Annotated in this window: 24 protein-coding genes and 2 pseudogenes; 15 read left to right on the top strand and 11 right to left on the bottom strand. The window is 65.8% G+C overall.

The window, feature by feature from the left end; genetic code table 11:
• The first annotated feature begins 420 nt into the window (after positions 1-420).
• The 4 genes from rpmH to yidC all read left to right on the top strand — a co-directional run bounded on the left by rpmH (position 421) and on the right by yidC (position 3,050).
• Positions 421-555: a 50S ribosomal protein L34 gene (gene rpmH / locus ACWMMN_RS16835; protein WP_004198824.1), complete on the top strand. Its 135-nt coding sequence runs from the start codon at positions 421-423 to the stop codon at positions 553-555.
• Positions 556-570: 15 nt separating this feature from the next.
• Positions 571-1,032: a ribonuclease P protein component gene (gene rnpA, locus ACWMMN_RS16830; RefSeq protein WP_059232864.1), complete on the top strand. Its 462-nt coding sequence runs from the start codon at positions 571-573 to the stop codon at positions 1,030-1,032.
• A 75-nt stretch (positions 1,033-1,107) separates the two neighbouring features.
• Positions 1,108-1,374 (top strand): membrane protein insertion efficiency factor YidD, encoded by a 267-nt coding sequence (gene yidD / locus ACWMMN_RS16825; protein ID WP_059232865.1) that lies wholly within the window; start codon positions 1,108-1,110, stop codon positions 1,372-1,374.
• 8 nt (positions 1,375-1,382) lie between these two features.
• Complete coding sequence (gene yidC / locus ACWMMN_RS16820) at positions 1,383-3,050, top strand: membrane protein insertase YidC (RefSeq protein ID WP_486422869.1); 1,668 nt, start codon at positions 1,383-1,385, stop codon at positions 3,048-3,050.
• Between the two features lie 102 nt (positions 3,051-3,152).
• Here the strand turns inward: yidC and ACWMMN_RS16815 are convergent.
• The 4 genes and pseudogenes from ACWMMN_RS16815 to ACWMMN_RS16800 all read right to left on the bottom strand — a co-directional run.
• Positions 3,153-3,452: pseudogene (locus tag ACWMMN_RS16815) on the bottom strand (helix-turn-helix domain-containing protein); the annotation flags it as partial.
• A gap of 74 nt (positions 3,453-3,526) precedes the next feature.
• Positions 3,527-4,324, bottom strand: a complete 798-nt coding sequence (gene istB / locus ACWMMN_RS16810) for an IS21-like element helper ATPase IstB (protein ID WP_175223704.1) — start codon at positions 4,322-4,324, stop codon at positions 3,527-3,529.
• Entirely contained in the window at positions 4,317-5,795 is a 1,479-nt protein-coding gene (istA, locus tag ACWMMN_RS16805; RefSeq protein ID WP_233621336.1) for an IS21 family transposase, read from the bottom strand. Before istA ends, istB begins: the two co-directional genes overlap by 8 nt.
• Before the next feature lie 142 nt (positions 5,796-5,937).
• A pseudogene (locus tag ACWMMN_RS16800) lies at positions 5,938-6,075 on the bottom strand (transcriptional regulator); the annotation flags it as partial.
• Between the two features lie 336 nt (positions 6,076-6,411).
• Here ACWMMN_RS16800 and mnmE point away from each other — a divergent pair.
• From mnmE to ACWMMN_RS16785, 3 genes are all read left to right on the top strand, one after another.
• Positions 6,412-7,806, top strand: a complete 1,395-nt coding sequence (gene mnmE / locus ACWMMN_RS16795; RefSeq protein WP_059236563.1) for a tRNA uridine-5-carboxymethylaminomethyl(34) synthesis GTPase MnmE — start codon at positions 6,412-6,414, stop codon at positions 7,804-7,806.
• Between the two features lie 89 nt (positions 7,807-7,895).
• Positions 7,896-8,459 carry a hypothetical protein gene (locus tag ACWMMN_RS16790; RefSeq protein WP_486422868.1) on the top strand — a complete coding sequence of 188 codons (564 nt, stop codon included), beginning with the start codon at positions 7,896-7,898 and terminating at the stop codon, positions 8,457-8,459.
• Between the two features lie 221 nt (positions 8,460-8,680).
• The gene (locus tag ACWMMN_RS16785; RefSeq protein WP_486422867.1) at positions 8,681-9,409 is read left to right on the top strand and encodes a hypothetical protein; all 729 of its coding nucleotides are present in this window, start codon (positions 8,681-8,683) and stop codon (positions 9,407-9,409) included.
• A gap of 125 nt (positions 9,410-9,534) precedes the next feature.
• Here ACWMMN_RS16785 and ACWMMN_RS16780 read toward each other — a convergent pair whose 3' ends face one another.
• The 4 genes from ACWMMN_RS16780 to ACWMMN_RS16765 form a co-directional block, all read right to left on the bottom strand.
• Positions 9,535-9,657, bottom strand: a complete 123-nt coding sequence (locus tag ACWMMN_RS16780) for a hypothetical protein (RefSeq protein WP_256085370.1) — start codon at positions 9,655-9,657, stop codon at positions 9,535-9,537.
• A gap of 150 nt (positions 9,658-9,807) precedes the next feature.
• The gene (locus tag ACWMMN_RS16775; RefSeq protein ID WP_059232869.1) at positions 9,808-11,166 is read right to left on the bottom strand and encodes a sensor domain-containing diguanylate cyclase; all 1,359 of its coding nucleotides are present in this window, start codon (positions 11,164-11,166) and stop codon (positions 9,808-9,810) included.
• Between the two features lie 110 nt (positions 11,167-11,276).
• Entirely contained in the window at positions 11,277-11,525 is a 249-nt protein-coding gene (locus tag ACWMMN_RS16770; RefSeq protein WP_059232870.1) for a DUF2795 domain-containing protein, read from the bottom strand.
• 115 nt (positions 11,526-11,640) lie between these two features.
• Positions 11,641-11,811 (bottom strand): hypothetical protein, encoded by a 171-nt coding sequence (locus ACWMMN_RS16765; protein ID WP_174994352.1) that lies wholly within the window; start codon positions 11,809-11,811, stop codon positions 11,641-11,643.
• Positions 11,812-11,962: 151 nt separating this feature from the next.
• Between ACWMMN_RS16765 and speG the strand changes: the two genes are divergently transcribed.
• The 3 genes from speG (at position 11,963) to ACWMMN_RS16750 (ending at position 14,099) form a co-directional block, all read left to right on the top strand.
• The gene (gene speG / locus ACWMMN_RS16760; RefSeq protein WP_059236565.1) at positions 11,963-12,520 is read left to right on the top strand and encodes a spermidine N1-acetyltransferase; all 558 of its coding nucleotides are present in this window, start codon (positions 11,963-11,965) and stop codon (positions 12,518-12,520) included.
• Positions 12,521-13,007: 487 nt separating this feature from the next.
• Positions 13,008-13,355: a surface attachment protein Sap1 gene (gene sap1 / locus ACWMMN_RS16755; protein ID WP_059232871.1), complete on the top strand. Its 348-nt coding sequence runs from the start codon at positions 13,008-13,010 to the stop codon at positions 13,353-13,355.
• A gap of 189 nt (positions 13,356-13,544) precedes the next feature.
• Entirely contained in the window at positions 13,545-14,099 is a 555-nt protein-coding gene (locus ACWMMN_RS16750) for a YaeQ family protein (protein ID WP_486422866.1), read from the top strand.
• Positions 14,100-14,120: 21 nt separating this feature from the next.
• On the opposite strand, the gene ACWMMN_RS16745 is transcribed toward ACWMMN_RS16750, so the two are convergent.
• Entirely contained in the window at positions 14,121-14,534 is a 414-nt protein-coding gene (locus ACWMMN_RS16745) for a VOC family protein (RefSeq protein ID WP_174994351.1), read from the bottom strand.
• Positions 14,535-14,965: 431 nt separating this feature from the next.
• On the opposite strand from ACWMMN_RS16745, the gene ada reads away from it, so the two are divergent.
• The 3 genes from ada (at position 14,966) to gshA (ending at position 19,097) form a co-directional block, all read left to right on the top strand.
• The gene (ada, locus tag ACWMMN_RS16740) at positions 14,966-16,057 is read left to right on the top strand and encodes a bifunctional DNA-binding transcriptional regulator/O6-methylguanine-DNA methyltransferase Ada (protein ID WP_059232874.1); all 1,092 of its coding nucleotides are present in this window, start codon (positions 14,966-14,968) and stop codon (positions 16,055-16,057) included.
• A complete protein-coding gene (locus tag ACWMMN_RS16735) occupies positions 16,054-17,013 on the top strand; it encodes a DNA-3-methyladenine glycosylase family protein (RefSeq protein ID WP_486422865.1) in 960 nt (319 codons plus the stop codon). The genes ada and ACWMMN_RS16735 overlap by 4 nt, the downstream gene beginning before the upstream one ends.
• Before the next feature lie 470 nt (positions 17,014-17,483).
• Entirely contained in the window at positions 17,484-19,097 is a 1,614-nt protein-coding gene (gene gshA, locus ACWMMN_RS16730; RefSeq protein WP_059232876.1) for a glutamate--cysteine ligase, read from the top strand.
• Positions 19,098-19,170: 73 nt separating this feature from the next.
• Here gshA and ACWMMN_RS16725 read toward each other — a convergent pair whose 3' ends face one another.
• On the bottom strand, positions 19,171-19,482 hold the full coding sequence (locus ACWMMN_RS16725; protein ID WP_059232877.1) for a DUF4148 domain-containing protein: 312 nt from the start codon (positions 19,480-19,482) through the stop codon (positions 19,171-19,173).
• Positions 19,483-20,056: 574 nt separating this feature from the next.
• Here ACWMMN_RS16725 and ACWMMN_RS16720 point away from each other — a divergent pair.
• Positions 20,057-21,697: an L-lactate permease gene (locus ACWMMN_RS16720; protein ID WP_059232878.1), complete on the top strand. Its 1,641-nt coding sequence runs from the start codon at positions 20,057-20,059 to the stop codon at positions 21,695-21,697.
• Positions 21,698-21,792: 95 nt separating this feature from the next.
• Here the strand turns inward: ACWMMN_RS16720 and ACWMMN_RS16715 are convergent, their stop codons facing one another.
• Positions 21,793-22,710: a LysR family transcriptional regulator gene (locus ACWMMN_RS16715; protein WP_342703263.1), complete on the bottom strand. Its 918-nt coding sequence runs from the start codon at positions 22,708-22,710 to the stop codon at positions 21,793-21,795.
• Positions 22,711-22,938: 228 nt separating this feature from the next.
• On the opposite strand from ACWMMN_RS16715, the gene ACWMMN_RS16710 reads away from it, so the two are divergent.
• Complete coding sequence (locus tag ACWMMN_RS16710) at positions 22,939-25,110, top strand: phosphocholine-specific phospholipase C (RefSeq protein WP_486422864.1); 2,172 nt, start codon at positions 22,939-22,941, stop codon at positions 25,108-25,110.
• Positions 25,111-25,214 lie beyond the last annotated feature (104 nt).

Below are 25,214 nucleotides of genomic sequence, written 5' to 3'. Positions count from 1 at the left end.
CAAGTAACTGTCGTTTTTTGCGTGCACAGCGCGGCTCGCCGGCGCCCTTGTCGCGGTAGCGCAACAAGGCCCGAAGCGGTCGTGCGAGCGTGCTTCGGACGCCTGCATCACAGTGTTGGAGGGGCAGGCGCGGGCCGAAGCGGCGTGCGGGATTCTTGGAGATAAGGCGAGATTCTACCGCCAAACGCGGCCACAGCGGGACTTATCCACAGGCTGGCTTTGTGGGGCGCGGGGCCGGATCGCCCGGGGCGTGCACAGGCGATCGACTCCTAAAGTATTGACCGTCAAGAGAAAAACGGTTTAAATAGCGGGTTCCGCGAAAACCAATCCTGTATTCCCGGCGATTGCGTTCGCCCGAATGCCTCCGGTAAGGGCACGCGGTCCCCTGAATTTCGACATTCTCGAACAAGTGAGAACATCATGAAACGTACTTACCAACCGTCCGTGACGCGCCGCAAGCGCACCCATGGCTTCCGTGTCCGCATGAAGACGGCAGGTGGCCGCAAGGTCATCAACGCTCGCCGCGCGAAGGGCCGCAAGCGCCTGGCCATCTAAGGCAGGTTGCGCGCTGTGTCCGCCGTCCGCAGTCCTGCGGAAGGTACCGTCGAGCCGGGTGCGAATCCGTCGCAGACGAAAGCCGCCTTCCCGAAAGCTGCGCGACTTCTGAAAACGGATGAATTTTCATCCGTTTTTCGTTTGCGTCCCTGGCGGCGCTCCGCGCACTTCGTGATTTACGGCAAGCCGACCGGTCAGCCCGCGCGTCTGGGGCTCGTCGTCGGCAAGAAGTATGCGCCGCGTGCAGTAACACGTAACCTCGTGAAGCGGCTGGCGCGCGATCAGTTTCGCCTGCGCCGGGCCGAATTCGCCGGTTACGACCTGCTGCTGCGGCAGCACACGCGCTTCGACAAGAAAGCGCTGCCGAGCGCGGCTTCCGCCCCGCTCGCGGCGATGTGCGCGGCCGAGATCCGCGAACTGCTCGACAGGGCAGTCCGGGAAATCGCCCGCCGGGCGTCGAAGCCCGCGTCCGAGTGACGCATCCGTGCCTGGTGCGGCGTTCGCGCCTGCCCGGCCGGTTTTGACGCGGCGTCGTACGGCGCCGCCCAAGGTATGGAAACGGTATTGATCGCCTTGCTGCGCTTCTACAAGGTTGCCGTGAGCCCGATGCTCGGCAACCGTTGCCGTTTTTATCCTTCCTGTTCGGATTACGCGCGCGAGGCAATCCAGTATCATGGCGCCGCGCGCGGCACGTATCTCGCCGTCAGGCGCGTGTGCCGATGCCATCCGTTTTCCGCGGGCGGCATCGACCTCGTCCCGCCGCCCAACTCCGACACTCGCGCTAGCGGCGAAGCCGACGCGCGGTCCCATCGACTCTGAGACAACGCATGGATATCAAACGCACCGTCCTATGGGTGATCTTCTTCATGTCAGCTGTCATGCTGTACGACAACTGGCAGCGGTCCCATGGACGCCCGTCGATGTTCTTCCCGAGCGCCACGCAGACGACCCCCGCGGCCGCTGCCGGCGGTGCATCGGGCACGGGCGCGACGACGACGACCGCAGGTGAAGTGCCTGCTGCCGCAGCCGGCGCCGCACCGTCGACGACGGCACCGGCCGCCCAGGCGCAGCTCGTGAAGTTCTCGACCGACGTCTATGACGGCGAAATCGACACGCGCGGCGGCACGCTCGCGAAGCTGACGCTGAAGAAGCAAGGCGACGGCAAGCAGCCCGACCTGTACATCACCCTGTTCGACCACACGGCCGGCCACACGTATCTCGCACGCACGGGCCTGCTCGGCGGCGATTTCCCGAACCACAACGACGTCTACACGCAGCTGAACCCCGGCTCGACGTCGATGACGGGTGACCAGAACACGCTGAAGCTGTCGTTCGAGTCGCCGGTGAAGGGCGGCGTGAAGGTCGTGAAGACCTACACGTTCACGCGCGGCAGCTACGTGATCGGCGTCGACACCAAGATCGACAACGTCGGCACGGCGCCTGTCACGCCGACGGTCTACATGGAACTGGTGCGCGACAACACGGCCGTCGAAACGCCGATGTTCTCGCACACGTTCCTCGGGCCGGCGGTCTACACGGACGCGAAGCACTTCCAGAAGATCAACTTCAGCGACCTCGACAAGAACAAGGCCGACTTCGTGAACTCCGCCGACAACGGCTGGGTCGCGATGGTGCAGCACTACTTCGCGTCGGCCTGGATTCCGCAGCAGGGCGTGAAGCGCGACATCTACGCCGAGAAGATCGATCCGACGCTGTACCGCGTCGGCGTGAAGCAGCCGGTCGCCGCGATTGCGCCGGGCCAGTCGGCCGACGTGCAGGCACGCCTGTTCGCCGGTCCGGAAGAAGAGCGCATGCTCGAGGGCATCGCGCCGGGCCTGGAGCTCGTGAAGGACTACGGCTGGGTGACGATCATCGCGAAGCCGCTGTTCTGGCTGCTCGAGAAGATCCACGGCTTCGTCGGTAACTGGGGCTGGGCGATCGTGCTGCTGACGGTCCTGATCAAGGCCGTGTTCTTCCCGCTGTCGGCTGCAAGCTACAAGTCGATGGCGCGGATGAAGGAAATCACGCCGCGCATGCAGGCGCTGCGCGAACGCTTCAAGAGCGATCCGCAGAAGATGAACGCCGCGCTGATGGAGCTGTACAAGACCGAGAAGGTCAATCCGTTCGGCGGCTGCCTGCCGGTCGTGATCCAGATCCCGGTGTTCATCTCGCTGTACTGGGTGCTGCTCGCTTCGGTCGAAATGCGCGGCGCGCCGTGGATTCTGTGGATTCACGACCTGTCGCAGCGCGATCCGTTCTTCATCCTGCCGGTGCTGATGGCCGTGTCGATGTTCGTGCAGACGAGCCTGAACCCGACGCCGCCGGACCCCGTCCAGGCGAAGATGATGAAGTTCATGCCGATCGCGTTCTCGGTGATGTTCTTCTTCTTCCCGGCCGGCCTCGTGCTGTACTACGTCGTGAACAACGTGCTGTCGATCGCGCAGCAGTACTACATCACGCGCAAGCTCGGCGGCGGCAAGAAGAAGCCCGCCTGACGCCCGTTGCAGTCGTGGGCGGCCAGCCGCCCGCGACGCACGAAAAAAAGCCGCATGGTTCGTGACCATGCGGCTTTTTGCTTTTGCGGTTCCGGTGCGGGTTCAGCCCTTCTTCGAGTCGCCCGAGTCGCCGTAGAACTGCTCGACCAGTTCCTGCACGAGGTAGCGATGATGCGGCGACAACGCTTCGATCTTCGACGCGAGCTCGATCGTCTCGGGCGTCGGCGGATAGTGCTCGTCGCGCGGCAGCGGTTGCGGCGTCGGGTGTTCGATCACGCTCGGCGACGGGCCGTAATGCAGCCAGTGGAGTTCGACGCGCAGCCATTCGGCGAGCGTGGCGAGTTTGTCCGACGTCGGAATCGTGCGGCCCGTCAGCCATTTGTGCGCGGTTTGCGGCGAAACGGTGTTGATTTCCACCGAATCTTGACCCACCGTTTTCATCTAAATCTGACCCACCCCGAGACAGCGTAGTACATCTATTCCGGTGTGGATAACTCCTCACTGCCTGCTGCTTTTGCTGCTCTTTTTCTGGTTGCCTTCGCCTTGGCAGAACTGGACTTGAAGCGCCAGGATTCATTGCCCGTTTCGACGATGTGGCAGTGATGGGTGACGCGGTCCAGCAGCGCCGTCGTCATCTTTGCGTCCCCGAACACGGTCGCCCACTCACCGAAGCTGAGGTTGGTGGTGATCGCGACACTCGTGTGTTCATACAGCTTCGAGAGCAAGTGGAACAGCAATGCGCCACCGGTCTGGCTGAACGGCAGGTAGCCCAGTTCGTCGAGGATCACCAGGTCGACGTACATTAGCTTATGGGCGATCTGGCCTTGTTTGCCGATGGACTTCTCCTGCTCCAGTGCGTTGGTCAGCTCGACGGTCGAGAAGTAGCGCACGCGCTTGCCATGGCGCTGCACGGCCTCAATTCCGATCGCTGAGGCGAGGTGCGTTTTGCCAGTGCCGGGGCCACCGATGAACACGACGTTGTGTGCGCTTGCGAGGAACGACAGGTCACTGAGTTCTCGAACCAGCGCTTCGTCGACGTGCGCCTGCGCGAAGTCGAAGCCCTTCAGGTCGCGGTGAGCTGGGAAGCGAGCGGCGGTCATCTGATAGGCGATCGAGCGCACCTGTCGCTCCGCCGTCTCAGCCATCAGCAACTGCTTCATGAAGCGCTCCGGGTCGAACTCCGTGTGACGCGACTGCGCCAGCAACTCTGGCCAGGTGCTCGCCATGCCATGCAGTTTGAGCCCCTTGAGCTGGGCGGCGATGTCGTTAGACATGACGGTCCTCCGGTGGGTTGGCACGCAGGGTTTCGTAGCGGCTCACGTCGGCGGCCGGCTCTTCGGTAAGCTGGAGTTTCGTCGTCGCGAGGTTGGTGCTCGTGGTGGGTGCCTTCAACCGGCTCAGCACGTTCAGAACGTGCTCCCCACTAGGGCGTCCCGAGTCCAGCGCTGCCTGCACAGCAAGCAGCACGGCATCGAGTCCGTGTTCGCGCACCGCGGCGAGCACCTGCGTCATGATGCGATCACCTCCCGGGTGCTTCAGTAGGTGCCGCTGCAACTGCTGCAGCGGCTGTGGCATCGTGACGAACGGAGCACCGTTGCGCAACGCGCCGGGTTTGCGTTCGACCAGCGTGATGTAATGGCGCCAGTCGTAGAAGGTCATGTGCCGCTCGAAGCTGCGTTCGTGGCGTGCGATCTCCTGGGCGTCGGCGACGACGCTGAGATATGCCGGATAGCAGCGCACGCTCACCAGCTGGTTCGTGTACTCGGTGGGCACGCTGTAGCGGTTGCGCTGGAAGTGGATGAGGCTGGTCGACGACACCCGCAGCGTCTGCTCGACATAGCCGTCGAACGGGCGTGGATTGGGCATCAGCCTGGTGCGCTCGTCCTGCAGCACGTCCTCGACCGTCAGCTCGGGCCACTGCGGGTGCCGCATCTGCCAGGCCTGACGACACTGGCCCGCGACCCATTCGTTCAGAAGCTCCAGCGTTTCCCAGCGTCGTAGCGCGGCCTCGTGCCAGATCTGGCGGCGCCGGTCCTGCACGTTCTTCTCAACGATGCCCTTCTCCCAGCCGGCGGCACGGTTGCAGAATTCCGGCTCGAACAGGTAATGGCCGCACATTGCCTCGAAGCGGGCGTTGACCGCGCGCTCCTTGCCGCGGCCGACCTTGTCCACGGCGGTCTTCATGTTGTCGTAGATGCCGCGGCGCGGAACGCCGCCAAACGCGGCGAATGCGCGGGCGTGCGCATCGAACAGCATCTCGTGACTCTGGGTCGGATAGGCGACCAGCCAGAACGCCCGGCTGGCATTGAGCTTGACGTGGGCGACCTCCAGGCGTCGCCGCAACCCGCCGATGAAGGCGTATTCGCAGCTCCAGTCAAACTGGAATGCTTCGCCGGGTTCGAAGGCCAACGGTACATAGGCCTTCCTGCGCGGGGCTTCAGCCTGCTCCTCGTGCCAGCGTCTCACGAAGGCGCTGACGCGGCCGTAGCTGCCGGCGTAGCCCTCGCCGCGGATGGCCTCGAACATGAACCGCGCCGTGCGCCGGTCACGCTTCGGGCGATGGCTGTCCGCCCGCAGCCAGCCCGTCAGCTGCGCGGCCCACTCGTCGACGACGCTCGGGCTGACGCGCTTCGGGTACTTCGGCTCAACGGCATCCGTTTGCCGAAGCCAGCTGCGCACCGTGTTCCGGGACAGGCCCGTGCGCCTAGCAATCTCGCGCAGCGGGACCTTCTCGCGGAAATACATCCGCCTGATCTTGGCCAATATGCCCACCGTGATCACCTCTGTATCCCCTGCTCAAAGATTGAGCAGGGCATTCAATCACGTGGGTCAAAATTCGATGAAAATTACTGCCTCAGGTGGGTCAGTTCTGCGTGGACATCAACAGCGAAACGGGATGCGTTCCGCGGTGGCGCAAATTGAAACGGTTCGCCAGCTCAGTCGCACCGGTGACCTTCTCCGGGCTGCGCCGCAGGGCGAATTTCAGGCGTTCCGAGAACGCGGCTTTTTCTTCGGATGTCGGCATGGGGGAGATTGTGCAATTCCACCGCCACGTATCAGACAACCATTCGGGATAAACGTATCTCGTTCAGACGAATCCCAATCTCGATCAGGGCGTGGAGCGGAATTTGGGGCCGCAGCGTTGGGCCGCTCCAGCAGGCATACTCGTCCGAAACGGTGGCTGCGACATTGCGCAGGACTGATACTTGGCTTATCCCCAGCGGGATAAATTCGGGCGCGTCCGAATCTGTCGTGGCGACCGATGGCGTGTGTGCCGGCACGCTACAATGCCGGCGTTCCGATGCCCGAACTGTTGCGCGGGCGCACCATATTCACCGATCACCCGATTCATCCGATTCCCATGCTTGCTACCGATTCCGATCCGATCGTCGCCATTGCCACCGCTGCCGGCCGGGGGGGCATCGGCGTCGTCCGTGTATCGTTCGGGCGCGGCGGCGAGGCGGCCGCGCTGCCGCTGATCGAAGCGTTGTGCGGGCAGAAGCTTGCACCGCGTCATGCGAGCTACGTGCCGTTCCTCGACGAGCACGGCGCGCCGCTTGACCGCGGGATCGCGCTGTATTTCCCGGCGCCGCACTCGTACACCGGCGAGCACGTGCTCGAGCTGCAGGGGCATGGCGGACCGATCGTGATGCAACTGCTGCTGCAGCGTTGCCTGGATGCGGGGCGCGGTTTCGGGCTGCGGCTCGCGGAGCCCGGCGAATTCACGCGGCGTGCGTTCCTGAACGACAAGCTCGACCTCGCGCAGGCCGAAGCCGTTGCCGACCTGATCGAGGCGAGCACCGAGGCCGCGGCGCGCTCGGCCGGGCGCTCGCTCGACGGCGCGTTCTCGCGGCAGATCCATGCGCTCGTCGACGACGTGATCACGCTGCGGATGCTGGTCGAGGCGACGCTCGATTTTCCGGAAGAGGAGATCGACTTCCTCGAGGCGGCCGACGCGCGCGGCAAGCTCGCGAAGATCCGCGCGCAGCTCGCGCACGTGCTCGGCGATGCGCGGCAGGGTGCGCTGCTGCGTGAAGGGCTGTCGGTCGTGCTCGCGGGGCAGCCGAACGTCGGCAAGTCGTCGCTGCTGAACGCGCTGGCCGGCGCGGAGCTGGCGATCGTCACGCCGATCGCGGGGACGACGCGCGACAAGGTCGCGCAGACGATCCAGGTCGAAGGAATTCCGCTTCACATCATCGATACGGCCGGGCTGCGTGAGACCGAGGATGAGGTCGAGCGGATCGGCATTGCGCGCACGTGGAGCGAGATCGAGCGCGCGGACGTCGTGCTGCATCTGCTCGATTCGCGTACGGGGATGACGCCCGATGACGTAGTGATCGCGGCGCGGTTTCCGGGCGGCGTGCCGGTGGTGCGTGTGCTGAACAAGACGGATCTGACCGGGGTGCCGGCGTGCGTCGAGCATCCGGCGGCGGAGGGCGACCTGACCGAGGTGCATCTGTCGGCGAAGCGCGGCGACGGGATCGACATGCTGCGTGCCGAACTGCTGCGGATTGCGGGGTGGCAGGCGGGAGCCGAAGGCGTGTATCTCGCGCGCGAGCGGCATCTGATCGCGCTGCGGGCCGCGCAGGAACATCTCGCGCAGGCGGCGGATCACGCGGAGCAGCGCGCTCAGTCGCTCGATCTGTTTGCCGAGGAATTGCGGCTCGCGCAGGAGCAACTCAATTCGATTACCGGGGAGTTCACTTCGGATGATCTGCTGGGGGTGATTTTCAGCAGGTTTTGTATCGGGAAGTGAGCAGGCGCTTAAGGTAGCCCAACGCCCACGAAGCTTGTGCGGCGCCAATTTGTCCCAGGAAAAACCAACGAAAGAGAGAAGAAGGCAAAGTGTCTGAGAGCGAAAGCGTGGACCGAAAAGTTCGAGCCAAGCACGCAACGTATTCGGTGTTGAGGGAGCGCATCGTCGAGCATGTATTCATCGGTGATGTCATGCGTCGACTTTGGCAGCGAGACATCATGGATATCGAAGTGCTGCGTGCCGAGTTCGACGTGAGCGGCTACGACCTCGTCATGAGCAGCGCGAGCGTCCTGCGTCATATCCAGCTCAAGGTGTCGCTCGTCGATGGCGCACGGTCCCGGATCAACATCAACTTGAAGCTGGGCAATACGCCGAGTGGTTGCGTCATCTGGATCATCGTCGATCACGATCTCAAGATCGTCGAGTATCGTTGGTTTGGCGGACCACCGGGCAAGCCGCTTCCCGACCTTTCGGACCGTGGCGCCGTGCGCCAAACGCGGGCCAATGCCCATGGAGAGAAGGCGGTTCGAGACGGGCAGCGTTCGTTATTGCGGTCGGATTTCGTTTCTCTCGACATATCTCCCGATGGACCGGATGCCGTGATCGAGCAATTGTTCGGGATTGAACGTCCGAAATCATCACCACGTCGATGACGTCGCCGGTTTGATCGATGAACATCCTTCAGCGCCGTCCTGACAGCCTTGTCAGATGGCTCGTCGCTGTCCTGATGCTACATTCCGCCGGGCTCAGGCAAGATTTGATCCGACGTGGATCTATGGCGCCTCGCGTGCCGGCCTGATCCAGCCTCACCGAACGCTCCCCACCCATGCCCCTGTCCCGCCGACATTTCGTTGCCACCCTCGCTGCGCTGCCGATGCTGGCCGCACGCGCTGCGTCGATCGCGCCCGTGCCGTCACGGCCTGCCGACCGCAACGCGATCATCCGTGCAGTCTTTGCCGATGGCGCATCCCTCCCCGATCTGACCTCACACCACGTCGCGTTGCTGAAGCGGTTACGTGTGATGTGGATGCCGGTCGAATCCGGCGCGCCGGGCATCGATCCGATGCATCCGTTGACCGGCGAAGGGCCGACGATTGCACTGGCCAAGGCCGCTCTCAAGACCGATGACGACGCACTCGCCATTCGTACGCTCGCCGAACTCGGACACCTCGTGCCCGTGTTTGTCGCGAAGGCGGGCACGCTGGCGCCCGGGCAATACACGATCCCGCCCGCGCTGCGCAAGCTGTTCGCTTTCAAGGGGAGTGGTGTCGATGCGTCGGGCCGATTCGAATTTCGCGCTGCGCATCTCGCCGTGTTGCGGGGCGCCAACTGGCGGACCGTCGATGCGGACGCAATCGACGACGTGCTGAGCGAAGGGGATTTCTGGCCGATGCCGTACATCGACGGCAAGCGGCCCTACGGGGATCGCACGTACTACCCGTTCGACATGGCCGAACTGCTGGGTGAGCCGTACAAGCGGGATGCCAGGGGCGATCTGGTCAAGGACGGGAAAAAGGATGCGCGTCTGGAGCGGCTTCACGGCGAAACGCTCGCCGCGCTACAGGTGTTCCTGATGCACGCGGATCTGGCCGGGGCGGCCTGATCGGGCTTCGGTCCGGCGCCTCGATCGCGTTGGGAAAAACGAGGCGATCGACGCATCCGGACCCTTCACGACGACAACGGCGCATCGACCTTTACGCGATCGTAGCGCCGCAATCTTCACTCGCGTCAATCCCAATGCCGGTGATGGTAATACCCGCCACCACCGTAATATCCGCCGCCGTCAGGCACCACGATACAGCCGCTCAGCAACACGGCGACACCGGCAATCAGCAAAAGGGCTTTCTTCATGGCGCTCACCTGCTTGGGTTCGATATGAAACCCAGCATAGCGAGCGCCACCAACACCGGCTGTAAGCGATCGTTTCCCTGTTGCGCAATCCGTAACGGCGGATTATTCCGGTCACAATGACCGTAACAATTAGCCAAACAGCAGACGTTTTCAGGTGGTGACGACCCTGTTGCGCCCCGTATCCTTCGCACGATACAGCGCGGCGTCGGCGGCTTCGATCAATGCATCGGGCGTCGACAGATCGTCGGCCGACACGGTCGCGCAACCGACGCTGACGCTCACGCGCCCGGCCGGCGAGTCGGGCATCTCGAGGTCGAGCCGCAGCACGGCTTCGCGCGCTTCGTCGGCCACCACCCGCGCACCGCGCGCACCCGTGTTCGGCAACACGATCGCAAACTCTTCGCCACCATAGCGCGCGACGATATCCGCCGGCCGCCGTACCGCACCGGCGAGCGCATTCGCAACCGCGATCAGGCACGCATCGCCTTTCACGTGACCGAACGTGTCGTTGTAGGCCTTGAAGTGATCGACGTCGACCATCAGCAGCGACAGCGGTTCGCCCTGCCGCCGCGCCTGCAGGAACAGCATGTGGAAATGGTCGTTGAAGTGGCTGCGGTTGAATGCACCGGTCAGCCCGTCGCGCGCGGAAGAGCGGATCAGCGTCGCATGCGCCTCGAACAGCTGCTGGTACAGCATCGTCACTTCCCACGCGAGCACGCACACGAGCACGCCGGGCGTGAACATGCTGAACACGCGCGCGACATACCAGCCGACCGTGTAGCGGTTCGTCGTCAGAAGGTTCAGCGTCGTGTCGGTGAGGCACGCGAGCACCGCGATCGCCAGCCACAGGTCGAGGGTCGTGCGCAGCCGGCCCGTGACGAGCACCGCGACGAGCGCGAGCGCATTGAGGATCCACACGACGAGCGCGATGCCGTTGACGGGCAGTACGGCCGTGTCGCCGGGCGGATGGAACGCGGGCGGCAGCGATACGTTCAGTGCGAGAGCGCACAGGAGCGCGGCCGCGACGGCCGGCCCGCCGACGAGCGCGACCGTCCAGCGGCGCGTCTCTTTCTCGCCGACCGGTGCGCGCGTCAGCCGCTCGCGGGCGAACAGCGCGGCCATCACGAAGCACGGGAAGCCGGCATGCCAGAAGACCCACATCCACGCAGCGCTTTGCGGGCGCGCGCCGAGCAGGCCATGCGGCGCGAACACGCCGGGAAAGGTGAGCAGCTGCAGCGCGACGGCGAGCGCGGTGAACGCATAGGCGCCGCCGAGCGCGCCGAGCACGGGCTGGCGCGTCACGGTGAACTGCGCGCCGAGGAAGAACGCGGCGATGCTCGCAGTCGTGAACACGGTGAGCGCACACATCGGCATGAACGGTTCGACGGCCGGCAGCGTGACGTTCGCGTGCGGCACGGCGATCCCGAGCGCAAGCAGGATGACGAGCGCCGTCAGCGCGCCGAACCAGAGCTGACGTCGCGACGTGTGCTGGATCAGGATGCCTTCCATGGAGTCCCCCGGACACGCGTGCCCGAACGCCCGTTCTTGCGCCGGGCGGCACGCCTCCCGATCGCGGCGCGACCGGTGCGGCCCGATCCTATCGCGTTATTGGCATCCGCTCAAATGCCGAGCCCCGGGCCGAAGTTGCCGGCGACCCACTGCGTGACGGCATTGACGTCCGCGTAGTCCTGTTCGGGCAGGCCGTCGAGCATCGACAGCACCTCGTTGCTGGCGCCGGCGTCGCGTGCGGCGTCGACGATTGCATCCTTGTTCGCCGGGTAGCGGACGGCTGCCAGCACATCGGCGATCTGCAGGTCGATCGTTTCGTGAGGGATATCGTGAGCAGGGGCAGCAGGCTTGTCGTTCACGTCGGCGCCTCGCGGGTTGGGCGGGAATGGGATCGAAGCGGAAGGGCCGCGCACCGCGTGTTACCCGGCCCGGGATGGCCGGCCGGCGCGTGCTGCGAATCGAGGACGAACCGGCTCAATGACCGCGTCGCACGCGGCGCCACGGATGCTTCCAGTCGATATGCGGTGCGTCTTCGTCGCGCGGATGCTGGCGCCGGTGTTCCTGCCACAGTTCGTCGGAAAACAGCGCCGCGACAATAACGAGCGGCAGCACGAGGAATATTCCGAGTATGACTTGCTCGATCACGATAGCCTCCTTGCGGTGGCAGGAACCCTTGCTCCCATTCTAGGCTCTGAACCTCGCCCGCGTTCAATTTCTTACAGTGCGAAACGGGCCCGAACGCGGCCGTGCCGCGCGGGCGTACCGCACGTGCGCCGGCATCAAAAAGGACATGAACATGCAACTCCAGAACGATACCAACACGCTCGCGCTGCGGCCGCTGGAGCGCCAGGACCTGCGCTTCGTCCACGAGCTGAACAACGACGCGAAGATCATGCGCTACTGGTTCGAGGAGCCGTACGAAACCTTCTCGGAACTGTCGCAGCTGTACGACCGCCACGTGCACGACCAGCGCGAACGCCGTTTCGTCACGGTCGATTCGCAAGGCGAACTGGTCGGCCTCGTCGAGCTGATCGAGCTCGACTACATCCATCGCCGCGGCGAGTTCCAGATCATCATCGCGCCGCAATGCCAGGGGCGCGGCTATGCGGGCCAGGCGACGCGTCTCGCGATCGAGTACGCGTTCAAGGTGCTGAACATGCGCAAGCTGTACCTGATCGTCGATACGTCGAATGCGGCGGCGATTCACGTGTACGAGAAATGCGGATTCCAGCACGAAGCCGAATTGAAGGAAGAATTTTTCGGAAACGGCGCGTATCACAACGCTTATCGGATGTGCATTTTTCAGCGCGATTATTTCGAGCGCCAGCAAACCAGCCCGAATAAGGCAGGGTAAACACGCTGGCGAAGGGCGCTTGCGGCGGGGCTTCTGCCGGCATCGAATACATTCGGGGAACTACGGATAAATACGGATTCGCTTATACCTGGCATTTTTCTTGTATCAGGTATTTGCGATTCCGCGCTGCGGTAAAGTCGAATCGTTTCGAATGACTTTATGTGCGGCGCATCAAAATGATCCGGATGACGAAATGGATTATCCAAACCGTTCAACCGTCACACTGTAACTTGGATGAAAGCCTTGCCGGATAACGCTTCTCGCCCGGCACGAAGGGTCTGTCCACCACGCAACAGGTTTTGCGCGCCGCGCGCGCCGCGTGAAAAACGGGCTGCGCACGGGGTGCGACAATCCGCCGCTATTGCGGTCGCACAACAAATGTGCTTGCTATCGTTTGCCGGTCTTCTAAAGTGAAAAACGCGGGTTCACGATCATCTTTAAACGCATAGCTAACCCAAGCCTGGTGTCCGCAGCCTGGAGACAGAACATGATGAAGCGTACCGGTATCCTTTTTGCCCTTGTCGGCGCATTTTGCGCGGTGTCGATTGCCCAGGCCGGCGGCGATTCGGCCGTCAAGCCGAAGCAGGAAATCCAGTTGACGAAGAACGCCTGGGGCTGCCTGTCGAAAGACAATCTGGATTCCGTACTGAATCACGAGCGTGACGGCAAGTCGCAGGCGAAGCAGCAGTACTTCGACGACTACCGCTGCCTGTCGGTGCCGGAAGGCCAGCGCTTCCGCGTGGTGTCGGTCGACCAGGGCGACGTGCAGTTCGTCAGCGCCGACAACAGCGACCAGCAGGGTCTCTGGACCGATTCGCGCTTCGTCAAGCAGTAACCGGTCGATCCCCGCGCAGTCGCACGACGCGCGAGCGCGCCGGCCCGAAGTGCCGGCGGCGCGAACCGAACACGGCCCGGCTGATGCCGGGCCGTTGTGCTGTGGCGGGAGCATGACACGCGCCGGACGGCGCGCATTCGGTATCATCACGGCCCGACCGAACCGAATGCCCGCCCGGGCCGACTCCGCATGGCGCTGAAATCCACGATCTACAAAGCCGAACTGCAAATCGCCGACATGGATCGGCATTACTACGCCGATCACGCGCTGACGGTGGCGCGCCATCCGTCGGAAACCGACGACCGGATGATGGTGCGCATCGTCGCGTTCGCGCTGTTCGCGCACGAGCGGCTCGAATTCTGCAAGGGGCTGTCGGACGTCGACGAGCCCGATCTGTGGCAGAAGGACCTGACGGGCGCGATCGACGTGTGGATCGAGGCCGGCCAGCCCGACGAACGGCGCATCTCGAAGGCGGCCGGCCGCGCCGGCCAGGTCACGGTGATCGCGTATGGCGGCAAGACGTCGGATATCTGGTGGCAAGGCGTGCGCAGCAAGGTCGAACGGCTGCGCAACGTGCAGGTGCTGTCGCTCACCGACGGCGTCGCGACCGCGCTCGGGCGGCTCGCGGAGCGCACGATGCGGCTGCAGTGCACGGTGCAGGACGGCACTGCGTGGATCTCGAGCGCCGACCATGACCCGGTCGCGGTCGAATGGACCGTGCTGAAGGCGCGCACGGACGCGTGACGGCCCGCGCGCCGGCCGCGTTCAGCCGATCGCGGCCGGCGGCCCCTTGAATTCGACCATGTTGCCTTCGGGATCGAACAGGTAGATCGACGGCCCGTAGCCGCCGGCGCCGTAGCGTTCCGCCGGGGCGCCCGGCCGCGCGCCATGTGTGGCGAAATGGGCGATCAAAGCGTCGGGATCGAACGGCTCGACGCGCAGGCACAGGTGATCGAGGTTGCGCCCCGTGCCGGGCGGGCCGCTGTCGGGGCGGTCGATCGGGCCGCCGACCGTCAGCAGGTCGATCAGCGCATCGCCGGCGCGCAACTGAACGAGGCCCAGATCGGGCTGCTCCTTCTCCACATGGCAGCCGACGGCGTCGCAGTAAAAGCGCGTCATCGCCGCCATGTCGGTCACGCGCAGCACGATGTGATCGATCCCGCGGATGGTGGGCTTCATGAACGGATACTCCTTCGCAGTCGACGAGCATCGAGTGTAGACGCATCGCGCCTGCGCCGCCGGCCGGAACACGGCACAATCGACAGACGAAAAAAAGCCCGCTCACGCAGTGCGGAGCGGGCTTAATCCATATCAGGAGGAGACATGGAGGAGACAGTTCCAACTATACACACGGCGATGGTGCGACGCAATATTCCGAATGCAAAAAAACGTCAGGACGGCGATTTGTCGCATCCGCACTGCAGCAAAAGGGTGACGGGGCGATGACGAAAACCGCGCCGGAGCAGCCGCTTCGGGCGTTTTGTCGGATTTATTTCTGATCGATGTGTCCCCGGTTCGCCGCCGCGAATCACAGAGCAAGATTCAGGGCGCGACGGCATGCGCCGATGTCTAGAGTAGGCACCATCTACACTAGAGAGTGCGAGGTTCAGATGAAAACCGCCTATCCGACCGACGATGCCCGCTGGGGCGCCGTGACCGAGCGCGATCCGCATGCGGACGGCGCGTTCTTCTATGCTGTGCGCACGACCGGCGTGTTCTGCCGCCCCACCTGCGCGTCGCGGCTGCCGCGCCGCGAGAATGTGTCCTTCTTCGCCGATCCGGCGGCCGCACGCGCGGCCGGCTTCCGGCCCTGCAAGCGCTGCCAGCCGGAAGGGCTGCCGCGCGAGCTCGAGATCGTCAACCGCGCATGCGCGGTGCTCGACGCGCACGCCGAGCGGCTCACGTTGCAGGAACTGAGCGATGCCGTGCATGTGAGCCCGTTCCACCTGCAGCGGCTGTTCAAGCGCGTGGTCGGCGTGTCGCCGCGGCAGTACCAGGCCGCGCAGCGCGGCGCTGCGCTGCGGCAGGCGCTGCAAAGCGGGCAGCCGGTCACGCAGGCGGCCGTCGACGCGGGGTTCAACTCGCCGTCGCGGCTCTATGCATCGGTGCCGCGCGAACTCGGGATGGCGCCGTCCGCGTTCCGCCGCCAGGGCGCGGGCCTGCGGATCGAGTATGCAACCGCGCCGACGTCGCTCGGCACGGTGCTCGTCGCCGCGACCGATCAGGGCATCTGCCGGATCGCGTTCGGCGACGAACCGGCGGCGCTCGTCGGCGAGCTGAAGGACGCATTTGCCCGCGCCGAACTGGTCGAAGCGTCCACGCGGCTCGCGCCGTTCGTCGCGCAGATCCGCGCGTACCTGGACGGCACGCGGCACGCATTCGACCTGCCGCTCGACATCGCGCCGACCGCGTTCCAGCAGCGTGTCTGGGAAGCGCTGACGCATATTCCGTACGGCGAAACACGCAGCTACTCGGAGATTGCCGAGGCGCTCGGTTCGCCGCGCGCGGTGCGGGCGGTCGCGTCCGCGTGCGCGTCGAACCCGGTCGCGCTGGCGATTCCGTGCCACCGTGTCGTGCAAAAGGGCGGCGCGCTCGCCGGATATCGCTGGGGCGTGCGCCGCAAGGCGACGCTGCTCGCGTCCGAAGCGCGTCATGTCCACAACGATGAAGCCGAAGCCGTGACGGAGGGCAGTGCAGTTTGAGCATCGATCAAGCAACGATTGCGTCCATCGCGAACGGCGGCCAGGTGCCGCCGTCCGCGCAGATGGAGCTGCGCTACAAGGCGCCGTACGACTGGGCGCGCGTGCTGCGTTTCTTCAGCGGGCGCGCGATTCCGGGTGTCGAGCAGGTCGCGGACGGCGTGTACCGTCGCATCGTCGACCTGCACGGCGATGCCGGCCGGCTCACCGTCACGAAACATCCGCGCAAGCATTGCCTGATCGCGACCGTCGAAGGGGCCGTCGCGCGCCATGTCGACGATGCGTTCGCCGCGCGCGTCGCGACGATGTTCGACCTCGGCGCCGATCCGGCCGCGATCGGCGGCGGGCTCGCGCGCGATCCGTGGTTCGCGCCGCTCGTCGAGGCCGCGCCGGGGTTGCGCGTGCCCGGCGCGTGGTCGGGGTTCGAGCTGGCGGTACGTGCGATCGTCGGCCAGCAGGTGAGCGTGAAGGCCGCGACGACGATCGTCGGAAGGCTCGTCGAACGGGCCGGCGAGCGGGTGATTCATGAAGACGACGGCGCGCCGGCGTGGCGTTTCCCGGCCCCCGACGCGCTGGCCGCGTGCGATCTCGACAAGATCGGGATGCCCGGCAAGCGGGTGGCGGCACTGACGGGCGTGGCGCGCGCGGTGGCGGCCGGCGACGTGCCGGTCGATCGCGCGCATGCCGATCTCGCGACACTGCGCAGTGCGTGGCTCGATCTGCCGGGTATCGGTCCGTGGACCGTCGAATACATCGCGATGCGCGCGTGGCGCGACCCGGACGCGTGGCCCGCCTCCGATCTCGTGCTGATGCAGTCGATCGCCGCGCGCGATCCGGCGCTCGACCGGCTCGCCAGCCAGAAGCGCCGCACCGAAGGCTGGCGGCCGTGGCGCGCGTATGCGGCGCTGCATCTGTGGAACGAAGTGGCCGACCGGGCGGGCGGCGCGCGCGGCGGGTGAGCGCGCCGCCCGCCCGGTGCGGCCGGGTGCGACCGGACCGGGCCGCGATGCAACCCGTTGCGCAGGCCGGGCTGGCCTCGTCAAGCTACCCGCCGAATGCGGGCCGTCGAGGCGATTCATCGAATCCGGCGCCAGCCGGAGGTCGCGCGCGCGATGCAGGCGCATGTATCGTTTTCCGGTCGGTTCGGCCGCGCGGTTGCACCTGCCGCCACCTGTTCGCTGCTCGCGTTCCGTCCGACGAATTCGGCCGGCCGGCGTGACGATCCGCGCCGCCTGGAACCGGTCGCACCGGTTACGATAACCGCGATCGCCCCGTCCGGCGGCCCGCTCCGGCCCGCGCACCGTGCCCGGAGCCACCTCAAGCGCGTGTTTCGGCGAGATGTTAAAGTGCCCGCTACCAACGAAGCGACCAACAATCCAGCCGGCCGCGCGCGGCGTTCTGCGCGCGGCCGTCACGCACTTGCGTCTCCATGTCGAACACCATGACTCACCGCCAGTCCGAACTGCTGCTGAATCGCCTCGAAGCACTGAGCTCGGGCCCGACGCGGCAGCATCTGCCCGACGGCCTGCGCGGCATCGAAAAGGAAAGCCTGCGCGTGACGCGCGACGGGATGATCGCGTTCACGCCGCATCCGCGCGCGCTCGGTTCGGCGCTCACGCATCCGGCGCTGACGACCGATTATTCCGAGGCGCTGATCGAACTGATCACGCCTGCCGAGCGCGACGCCGCGATCACGCTCGAACGCCTCGACGATCTGCATCGCTACGTGTATGCGTCGCTCGGCGACGAGATGCTGTGGAACGACTCGATGCCGGGCCTGCTGCCGGCCGACGACCAGATTCCGATCGCCGATTACGGCTCGTCGAACATCGGCCGCCTGAAGACGGTGTACCGACGCGGCCTCGCGTATCGCTACGGCCGCACGATGCAATGCATCGCCGGCATCCACTACAACTACTCGCTGCACGAGGAAGTGTGGCGGCGCCTGCACGCGGATGAAGGCTCGACGGCCACGCTCGTCGATTACCAGTCGGAGCGCTATCTCGCGCAGATCCGCAACTTCCGCCGCCGCAGCTGGCTGCTGATGTACCTGTTCGGTGCGTCGCCGGCGCTCGACACGAAATTCCTGCGCGGCAAGCCGCACAAGCTCGACACGTTCGACGCCGATACGTTGTACCTGCCGTATGCGACGAGCCTGCGGATGAGCGATCTCGGCTACTCGAACACGACGGCCCAGGCCGCGCTGCACGTCGACTACAACACGCTGCCCGGCTATCTCGACGCGCTGTCGAAGGCCGTGAGCGAACCGTATCCGGCGTACGAGGCCATCGGCACGCATCGCGACGGCGAGTGGATCCAGATCAACACGAACGTGCTGCAGATCGAGAACGAGTTCTACTCGACGATCCGGCCGAAGCGCGTCACGTATTCGGGCGAGCGGCCGCTGCATGCGCTCGCGTCGCGCGGCGTGCAGTACATCGAGGTGCGTTGCCTCGACATCGATCCGTTCGAGCCGACCGGCATCGCGCTGGAAACCGCGCGCTTCATCGATGCATTCCTGCTCGCGTGCGCGCTGGACGAAAGCGCGCCGCTCGACTGCGAGGCGTACAAGGAAGCGAACGCGAACTTCGGCAGCGTGACGATGGAAGGCCGCAAGCCGGGGCTCACGCTCACGCGCGACGGCCAGTCGGTCACGATGCAGCAGTGGGCGGACGAGCTGATGGCCGATATCGAAACCATCGGCCGCCGTCTCGACGAGATCCGCGGCGGCGACGAGCATGCGCGCGCGATTGCCGCGCAGCGCGAGAAGCTCGCCGATCCGGAACGTACGCCGTCCGCACGCGTGCTGCGCACGATGCGCGAGCACGGCCAGTCGTTCCTCGGGTTCGCGCTCGCGCAGAGCGAAGCGCATGCCGCGCATTTCCGCGCGCATCCGCCGTCGGCGGACACGCTGCGCACCGAGCAGGCGCTCGCCGCGAAGTCGCTGGCCGAGCAGGCCGAGCTCGAAGCGAAGGAGGCCGGATCGTTCGACGCGTTCGTCGCGGCCTACCGCGCTTATACGCTGAACCGCTTCAGCGTCTGACGATCGCACACGCGGCCGGCGCAGGTGCGCCGCGCCGCTGCCGTGCGATCCATCCGGTTCCTTCAGTCATCGGTCAGTGATGCGCGTACGTGCCGCGATCGATCGCATGCGGCAGCGCCGGCTTGCCTGATTCCACGTTTGCCCGGCTGTCGCTGCCGTAGCCGGCATCCTCGCCGCGCGCCTGCGCGGCACGCTGCATGATCGCCTGCATGTTCTCCGGAAAGTCGGGACTGCTTGCGAGGCTCGTGCGGTAGCCGGCGGCCTGCAGTTCCACGAGTTCCTGGCGGACCTGCGCGCGCGTTACCGTCGAGGCCGACTGCGCATGGGCGGCGAAGGCTGCGCCGATCAGCAGGAATGCGCATGCCGCGTGTTTCATCGTCTTCATCGTGTTTGCTCCGAGCGGTTCCGGTTCCGGTGCCGCGCCGTGTCTGGCCCGGCCGGAATCGATGCAGCCAGTCTAGACTTCGGATGCCAAACGAAACACCCTCGTTGCCGTCAGTCACCTTTGTCGTGCGCGCAACATTGCGCGGGCGGCGGCATGACCGGGCTGCCTGTCGAACGTGACAGCCGGCCGCCATCCACCGGTCATCGTGCGGCGCAACGGCCGCATCGGGTCGTCACGCATCGGGCTTGTCCCCCTTGTACAAGCGCCGCGCGCCTCCTAACCTTTTTTAAGCGACCGATCGGTTGGCTGTGCGATGTCGTTGCGCGCACAAGCGCCTGATCGCCGTCGTGATTGCAGGACATCGCCTTGTACCGAACCCGGGGCATCGGCATGCCAACCCGGGTCGACCGCACAAGGCATGGGACCCGAGTACGCGCTGAAGCGCCAACCCGGGTCGACCGCACAAGGCATGGGACCCGAGTATGCGCTGAAGCGCCAACTCGGGTCGACCGCACAAGGCATGGGACCCGAGTATGCGCTGAAGCGCCAACTCGGGTCGACATCTGGAGACACGATGAACCCTACCGACGCCCTACCGCCCGGCATCGTCTTCGCGCAGCCGTTGACGCCCATTGCCAACTCGCTGTTGCTGTCGTTCCTCGTCGCCGCGATCCCGATTGCCGTCGCGCTGATCGCGCTCGGCGTGCTGCGTCGCCCCGCGTGGCAAGCGTCGCTCGCCGGGCTCGTGGCGGGCCTCGCGGTTGCGATCGGCGCGTGGGGCATGCCGGCCGGGCTCGCGTTCAATGCGGTCGGCGCCGGCATGGCGCTCGCGGTCGTGCCGGTGATGTGGATTGTCTTCAACGCGCTGCTGCTGTACAACATCGCGGTGAAGTCGGGCCGCTTCGACCAGTTCCGGCAGTGGATGCTCGACAACCTGCCCGACGACCGCCGCCTCGTGCTGCTCGTCGTCGCGTTCTCGTTCGGCTGTCTGCTCGAAGGGATCTCCGGATTCGGCACGCCGGTCGCGATCACGAGCGCGCTGCTGATCGCGCTCGGCTTCCCCGCGCTCGAAGCGCTCACCTATACGCTGCTGTTCAACACGGCGCCGGTCGCGTTCGGCGCGCTCGGCGTGCCGATCACCGTGCTCGGCGCGGTCACGTCGTTGCCGCCCGCGACGCTCGCGCAGATGGTCGGCCGCCAGTTGCCGTTCTTCGCGCTGCTGCTGCCGTTCTACGTGGTCGGCGCGTATGGCGGGCTGCGCTCGATCTCGAAGCTGTGGCCGGCGCTGCTCGTGTCGGGCGCCAGCTTCGCGCTCGCGCAGTTCGTCACGTCGAACTTCCTCGGCTACCAGCTTACCGACGTGCTGTCGTCGCTCACGTCGCTGATCGTGACGATCGGCTTCCTGCAGGTGTGGAAGCCGCAGCCCGATCCGCAATACGCGCTCGCGCGCAGCGTGCCTGCCGCGGCCGGCGCCGCGCGCGCGGGCTTCGGCGGCTGGCTGCCGTGGATCGTCGTGTCGGTGGTCGTGATCGTGTGGGTGCACGCGAACATCGCGGCGATCGGCGACGTGAAGATCAAGTGGCCGGGCCTGCACAACGCGGTGTTCGTGTCGCTGTATCACAAGCCGTACGCGGCGATCTGGGACTTCCAGCCGCTCGGCACGGGCACCGCGATCCTCTTGTCGGCGATCATCACGGCCGCGCTCACGCGCACCGGCGCCGGCGCGTTCGTCGAATGCGTGGTGAAGACGTGGCGGCAGACGTGGATCGCGATCGTCACGGTGATGATGATCGTCGGGCTCGCGTACCTGCTGAACTACTCGGGGATCAGCTACACGCTCGGCACCGGCGTCGCGTCGACGGGGGCGCTGTTCCCGCTGGTGTCCGCGTCGCTCGGCTGGATCGCCGTGTTCCTGTCCGGCAGCGACACGTCGGGCAACGCGCTGTTCGGCAACCTGCAGGTCGTGGCCGCGCGGCAGCTCGGCCTCGATCCGGTGCTGATGGCCGCGACCAACTCGTCGGGCGGCGTGATGGGCAAGATGATCTCGCCGCAGAACATCGCGACGGGCGTGTCGACGACGGACCTGAAAGGGCAGGAAGGTGTCGTGTTTGCGCGCACCTTCTGGCACAGCGTGATTCTCACGCTGCTGCTCGGCGTGCTGGTGTTCCTGCAGCAGCACGTGCTGACGTGGATGATTCCGGCATTGCCGAAATGATGTGAGCGCAACGACAGAAGGAAGGCACGAGGAAAAACGAGGGAAGGCGCGGGAAAAGCGCCAGTCAGATGCGGAACCGGCGAACGCGCGGCAGGTCAGCGCGCGTTCGCCCGCCGCACCGGTTGTCCGTGGTCGGATGCGCCGGCTGCTTCGGCGCCGTCCGGCAGGATGCATGCGAGGAACGCGTCGATCGCGGGGCTCTGGCGGCGCGCTTTCAGGTAGTACACGTATTCGTCGATCGTCGTATCGACGCCGCGCAGCGCGATCACGCGCAGGTCAGGATGGCGCTCGGCCTCACCGAGCGGAAACAGGCTGCCGCCTACGCCGTGCAGGATTGCCTCGCGGATCGCTTCGCGGCTGCCGATCTCGGCAACCGACACGGCTGACACACCTGCCGCCGCGAGAATCGTCTCCGTGCAGCGGCGCGTGACCGACCCTTCCTCGCGAATCAGCAGCCGCACGTCGGCGAGTTGCGCCGGATCGATCGCGTCGAACCGCGCGAGCGGATGGTTGCGGTGCACGACGAGCACGAGCGGATCGGTCGAGATCACCTTGCGTTCGAGGCCGTCGGCGTCATTGCGCTGCGACGAGACGGCGAGGTCGATGCGGAACTCCTGCAGCGCCTGCAGGATTTCCTCGGAGTTGCCGATCCGGCACGTGAGCGCGATCGACGGATGCGCGCTCGAGAACCGGCCGACCGCATCCATGATGTAGTACGGGCCCGTCGCGCCGATCCGCAGGTGGCCTTCGAACCGGCCGCCGACGTTGCGCAGCATGATGTCGGCCTGCGCCTCGAGCGCGATCATCTTCTCGACGAGCGGCAGCAGCTCGATGCCCGTTTCGGTCACCTCGAGCTTGCGGCCGCTGCGGTAGAACAGCTCGACGCCGTACACCTGCTCGACCTGCCGGATCTGCGCGGCAATCGTCGGCTGGCTGACACCCAGGTGGCGCGCGGCGCGCGTGATGCTGCCCTGCCGGACGGTCGCGTGGAACGCCTTCAGCTGATCGAACACGACTCGGCTTCTCCCCTCTGTATCGCGCGTCAGCGTAGCGCACGCGTGTGTCGGCCGCATGAAAGGTGCGTCGTGCGCCGCTTCCAAAAAATCCTGTGGGTAACCAAAAGAAACCTGCGGTAACCGGTCACGGCCGGGACATGCCGGTGCGGGGTAATAGCGGCAACGTACCACCGCCGGCCCCGCTCGACCGGCGCCCCCACTCCTATCGACAACAGGGTTCTCTTCATGTCCTCGAACAATCGACGCGATTTCCTTCGCCTCGCCGCGCAGTCGGCCGGCGCGATGGCCGCCTATGCGGGCTTCCCGCCCGCGATCCGCAATGCGCTGGCGATGCCGGCCGCCTATCGCACGGGCACGATCCGCGACGTCGAACACGTCGTGATCTTCATGCAGGAAAACCGTTCGTTCGACCATTACTTCGGCGGGCTGCGCGGCGTGCGCGGCTTCAACGACCCGCGTCCGCACCTGCTGCCGAGCGGCGCGCCGGTGTGGCAACAGCCGCCGGCATCGGTGTTCACGAAGAACTACCATTCGCGCGGCCTCGATCCGTCGGCGCCGTACGTGCTGCCGTTCTACCTCGACCCGAAGCAGACGACCGAATTCCAGCCGGGCACCAACCACGGCTGGAGCAGCGGCCACCTGTCCTGGAACAACGGCCAGTGGGACCAGTGGGTGAACCAGAAGCAGGACGTGCTGACGATGGGCTACCTGAAGCGCCAGGATCTCACGTACCACTACGCGCTGGCCGACGCGTTCACGATCTGCGATTCGTACTTCTGTTCCGCGCACGCCGACACGGCGCCGAACCGCATCTACCTGTGGACCGGCACGGTCGACCCGCGCAACATCTACGGCAACCCGCCGAACGGCCCGGGCATCGGCGAGCGCGACGACGTGAACGGCTACACGTGGACGACCTATGCCGAGCGCCTCGAGAACGCGAAGGTCAGCTGGAAGGTGTACCAGGGCGGCACGGGCATTCCGGGTGACCCGACCGACAACTACACCGACAACTCGCTGATGTTCTTCAAGAAGTTCCAGGTGAAGGAAGGCGCGAGCGGCCCGCTGGTCGACAAGGGCGCGTCGGATCACACGCTCGCCGAGCTGAAGGCCGACGTGCAGGCGAACCGGCTGCCGCAGGTGTCGTGGATCGTGTCGCCGTACAAGTACAGCGAGCACCCGCAGGCCTCGCCGACGGACGGCGCGTTCTACATCAACATGGTGCTCGAGGCGCTGACGTCGAACCCGGAGGTGTGGGCGAAGACGGTGTTCATCCTCAACTACGACGAGAACGACGGGCTGTTCGACCACGTCGTGCCGCCGGTGCCGCCGGTCGCGAGCGGCGTGGGCGGACAGGGCATCGTGTCGTCGAACCTGCTGTCGAACCTCGGCGACGAGCTGCTCGACCTGAACAAGTATCCGGGCGAAATGAGCCCGCTCGTGCCGGGCGCGGACCCGGGCGGCATCCAGCCGATCGGCCTCGGGCCGCGCGTTCCGCTGATCATCATCTCGCCGTGGACGAAGGGCGGCTGGGTCTGCTCGGAGACGTTCGACCATACGTCGGTGCTGCGTTTCCTCGAAGCACGCTTCGGCGTGAAGGAGCCGAACATCAGCGCCTGGCGCCGGTCGATCTGCGGCGACCTCACGTCGGCATTCGACTTCTCCGCGCGTCCCGACACGCGCACGGTGAGCTTCACGGTGCCGCAGCACATCGCGACGGCCGGCCAGGCGTACCAGGTGCCCGCGCAGCAGTCGATGCCGGCGCAGGAGCCCGGCACGCGTCCGGCGCGTGCGCTGCCGTATGAGCTGTTCGTGCACAGCCGCGTGGGCGCGCATGACGACACCGTGTCGCTCGATTTCGCGAATACCGGTGATGCCGGCGCCGCGTTCTACGTGTACGACCGCCGCAACCCGGCAACGCCGCCGCGCCGCTATGCGGTGTCCGCGCACGACCGCTTCGTCGATACGTGGAGCACGTCGGCCGCGCGCGGCGAGTACCATCTCGCCGCCTACGGCCCGAACGGCTATCTGTGCGAGTTCCAGGGCAACACGCGGCTCGCGGCGGACGGCCGCCACGCGAACCCCGAAGCGAAGATCGGCTACGACGTGCGCAACCGCCACGTGTACCTGCAACTGCGCAACAGCGGCCGCGCGACGTGCCGCGTGACGGTCGACAACGCGTACAGCCATGCGCATGCGCGCACCTACACGCTGGAGCCGGGCGAGCGCGTCGAGGGGCACTTCGAGCTGTCGTCGAGCCACGGCTGGTACGATCTGACGATTACCGCGACGACGCTGCGCGGCGGTGAGGACAAGGTCGTGCGTCGCTTCGCGGGCCACGTCGAGACGGGCCGGCCGAGCCACAGCGATCCGGGGCCGGTGAAGCACACGGCCTGACGGCCGTACGTCGCGCGGGGCGGGGCAGGTTCGCCCGCCGCGCGATCGCCGATCGCCGCCCGCCGGGTGCGTTCCGGCAGGCGGAATTGGCTATTGGAAACTGA

The sequence above is a fragment of the Burkholderia cepacia complex sp. TUM26381 genome, assembly GCF_057439935.1.
Note: the sequence above shows the minus strand (reverse complement) of the source record. Positions and strands in the feature narration are given on the sequence as shown.

Bases quoted from the DNA above. Each gene is read 5' to 3' on its own strand.
- rpmH (WP_004198824.1), top strand. From the start codon at position 421: ATGAAACGTACTTACCAACCGTCCGTGACGCGCCGCAAGCGCACCCAT.
- yidD (WP_059232865.1), top strand. From the start codon at position 1,108: ATGGAAACGGTATTGATCGCCTTGCTGCGCTTCTACAAGGTTGCCGTG.
- yidC (WP_486422869.1), top strand. From the start codon at position 1,383: ATGGATATCAAACGCACCGTCCTATGGGTGATCTTCTTCATGTCAGCT.
- istB (WP_175223704.1), bottom strand. From the start codon at position 4,324: ATGTCTAACGACATCGCCGCCCAGCTCAAGGGGCTCAAACTGCATGGC.
- istA (WP_233621336.1), bottom strand. From the start codon at position 5,795: ATGTATTTCCGCGAGAAGGTCCCGCTGCGCGAGATTGCTAGGCGCACG.
- mnmE (WP_059236563.1), top strand. From the start codon at position 6,412: ATGCTTGCTACCGATTCCGATCCGATCGTCGCCATTGCCACCGCTGCC.
- ACWMMN_RS16785 (WP_486422867.1), top strand. From the start codon at position 8,681: ATGCTGGCCGCACGCGCTGCGTCGATCGCGCCCGTGCCGTCACGGCCT.
- ACWMMN_RS16780 (WP_256085370.1), bottom strand. From the start codon at position 9,657: ATGAAGAAAGCCCTTTTGCTGATTGCCGGTGTCGCCGTGTTGCTGAGC.
- ACWMMN_RS16775 (WP_059232869.1), bottom strand. From the start codon at position 11,166: ATGGAAGGCATCCTGATCCAGCACACGTCGCGACGTCAGCTCTGGTTC.
- speG (WP_059236565.1), top strand. From the start codon at position 11,963: ATGCAACTCCAGAACGATACCAACACGCTCGCGCTGCGGCCGCTGGAG.
- sap1 (WP_059232871.1), top strand. From the start codon at position 13,008: ATGATGAAGCGTACCGGTATCCTTTTTGCCCTTGTCGGCGCATTTTGC.
- ACWMMN_RS16750 (WP_486422866.1), top strand. From the start codon at position 13,545: ATGGCGCTGAAATCCACGATCTACAAAGCCGAACTGCAAATCGCCGAC.
- ACWMMN_RS16745 (WP_174994351.1), bottom strand. From the start codon at position 14,534: ATGAAGCCCACCATCCGCGGGATCGATCACATCGTGCTGCGCGTGACC.
- ada (WP_059232874.1), top strand. From the start codon at position 14,966: ATGAAAACCGCCTATCCGACCGACGATGCCCGCTGGGGCGCCGTGACC.
- gshA (WP_059232876.1), top strand. From the start codon at position 17,484: ATGTCGAACACCATGACTCACCGCCAGTCCGAACTGCTGCTGAATCGC.
- ACWMMN_RS16725 (WP_059232877.1), bottom strand. From the start codon at position 19,482: ATGAAGACGATGAAACACGCGGCATGCGCATTCCTGCTGATCGGCGCA.
- ACWMMN_RS16720 (WP_059232878.1), top strand. From the start codon at position 20,057: ATGAACCCTACCGACGCCCTACCGCCCGGCATCGTCTTCGCGCAGCCG.
- ACWMMN_RS16710 (WP_486422864.1), top strand. From the start codon at position 22,939: ATGTCCTCGAACAATCGACGCGATTTCCTTCGCCTCGCCGCGCAGTCG.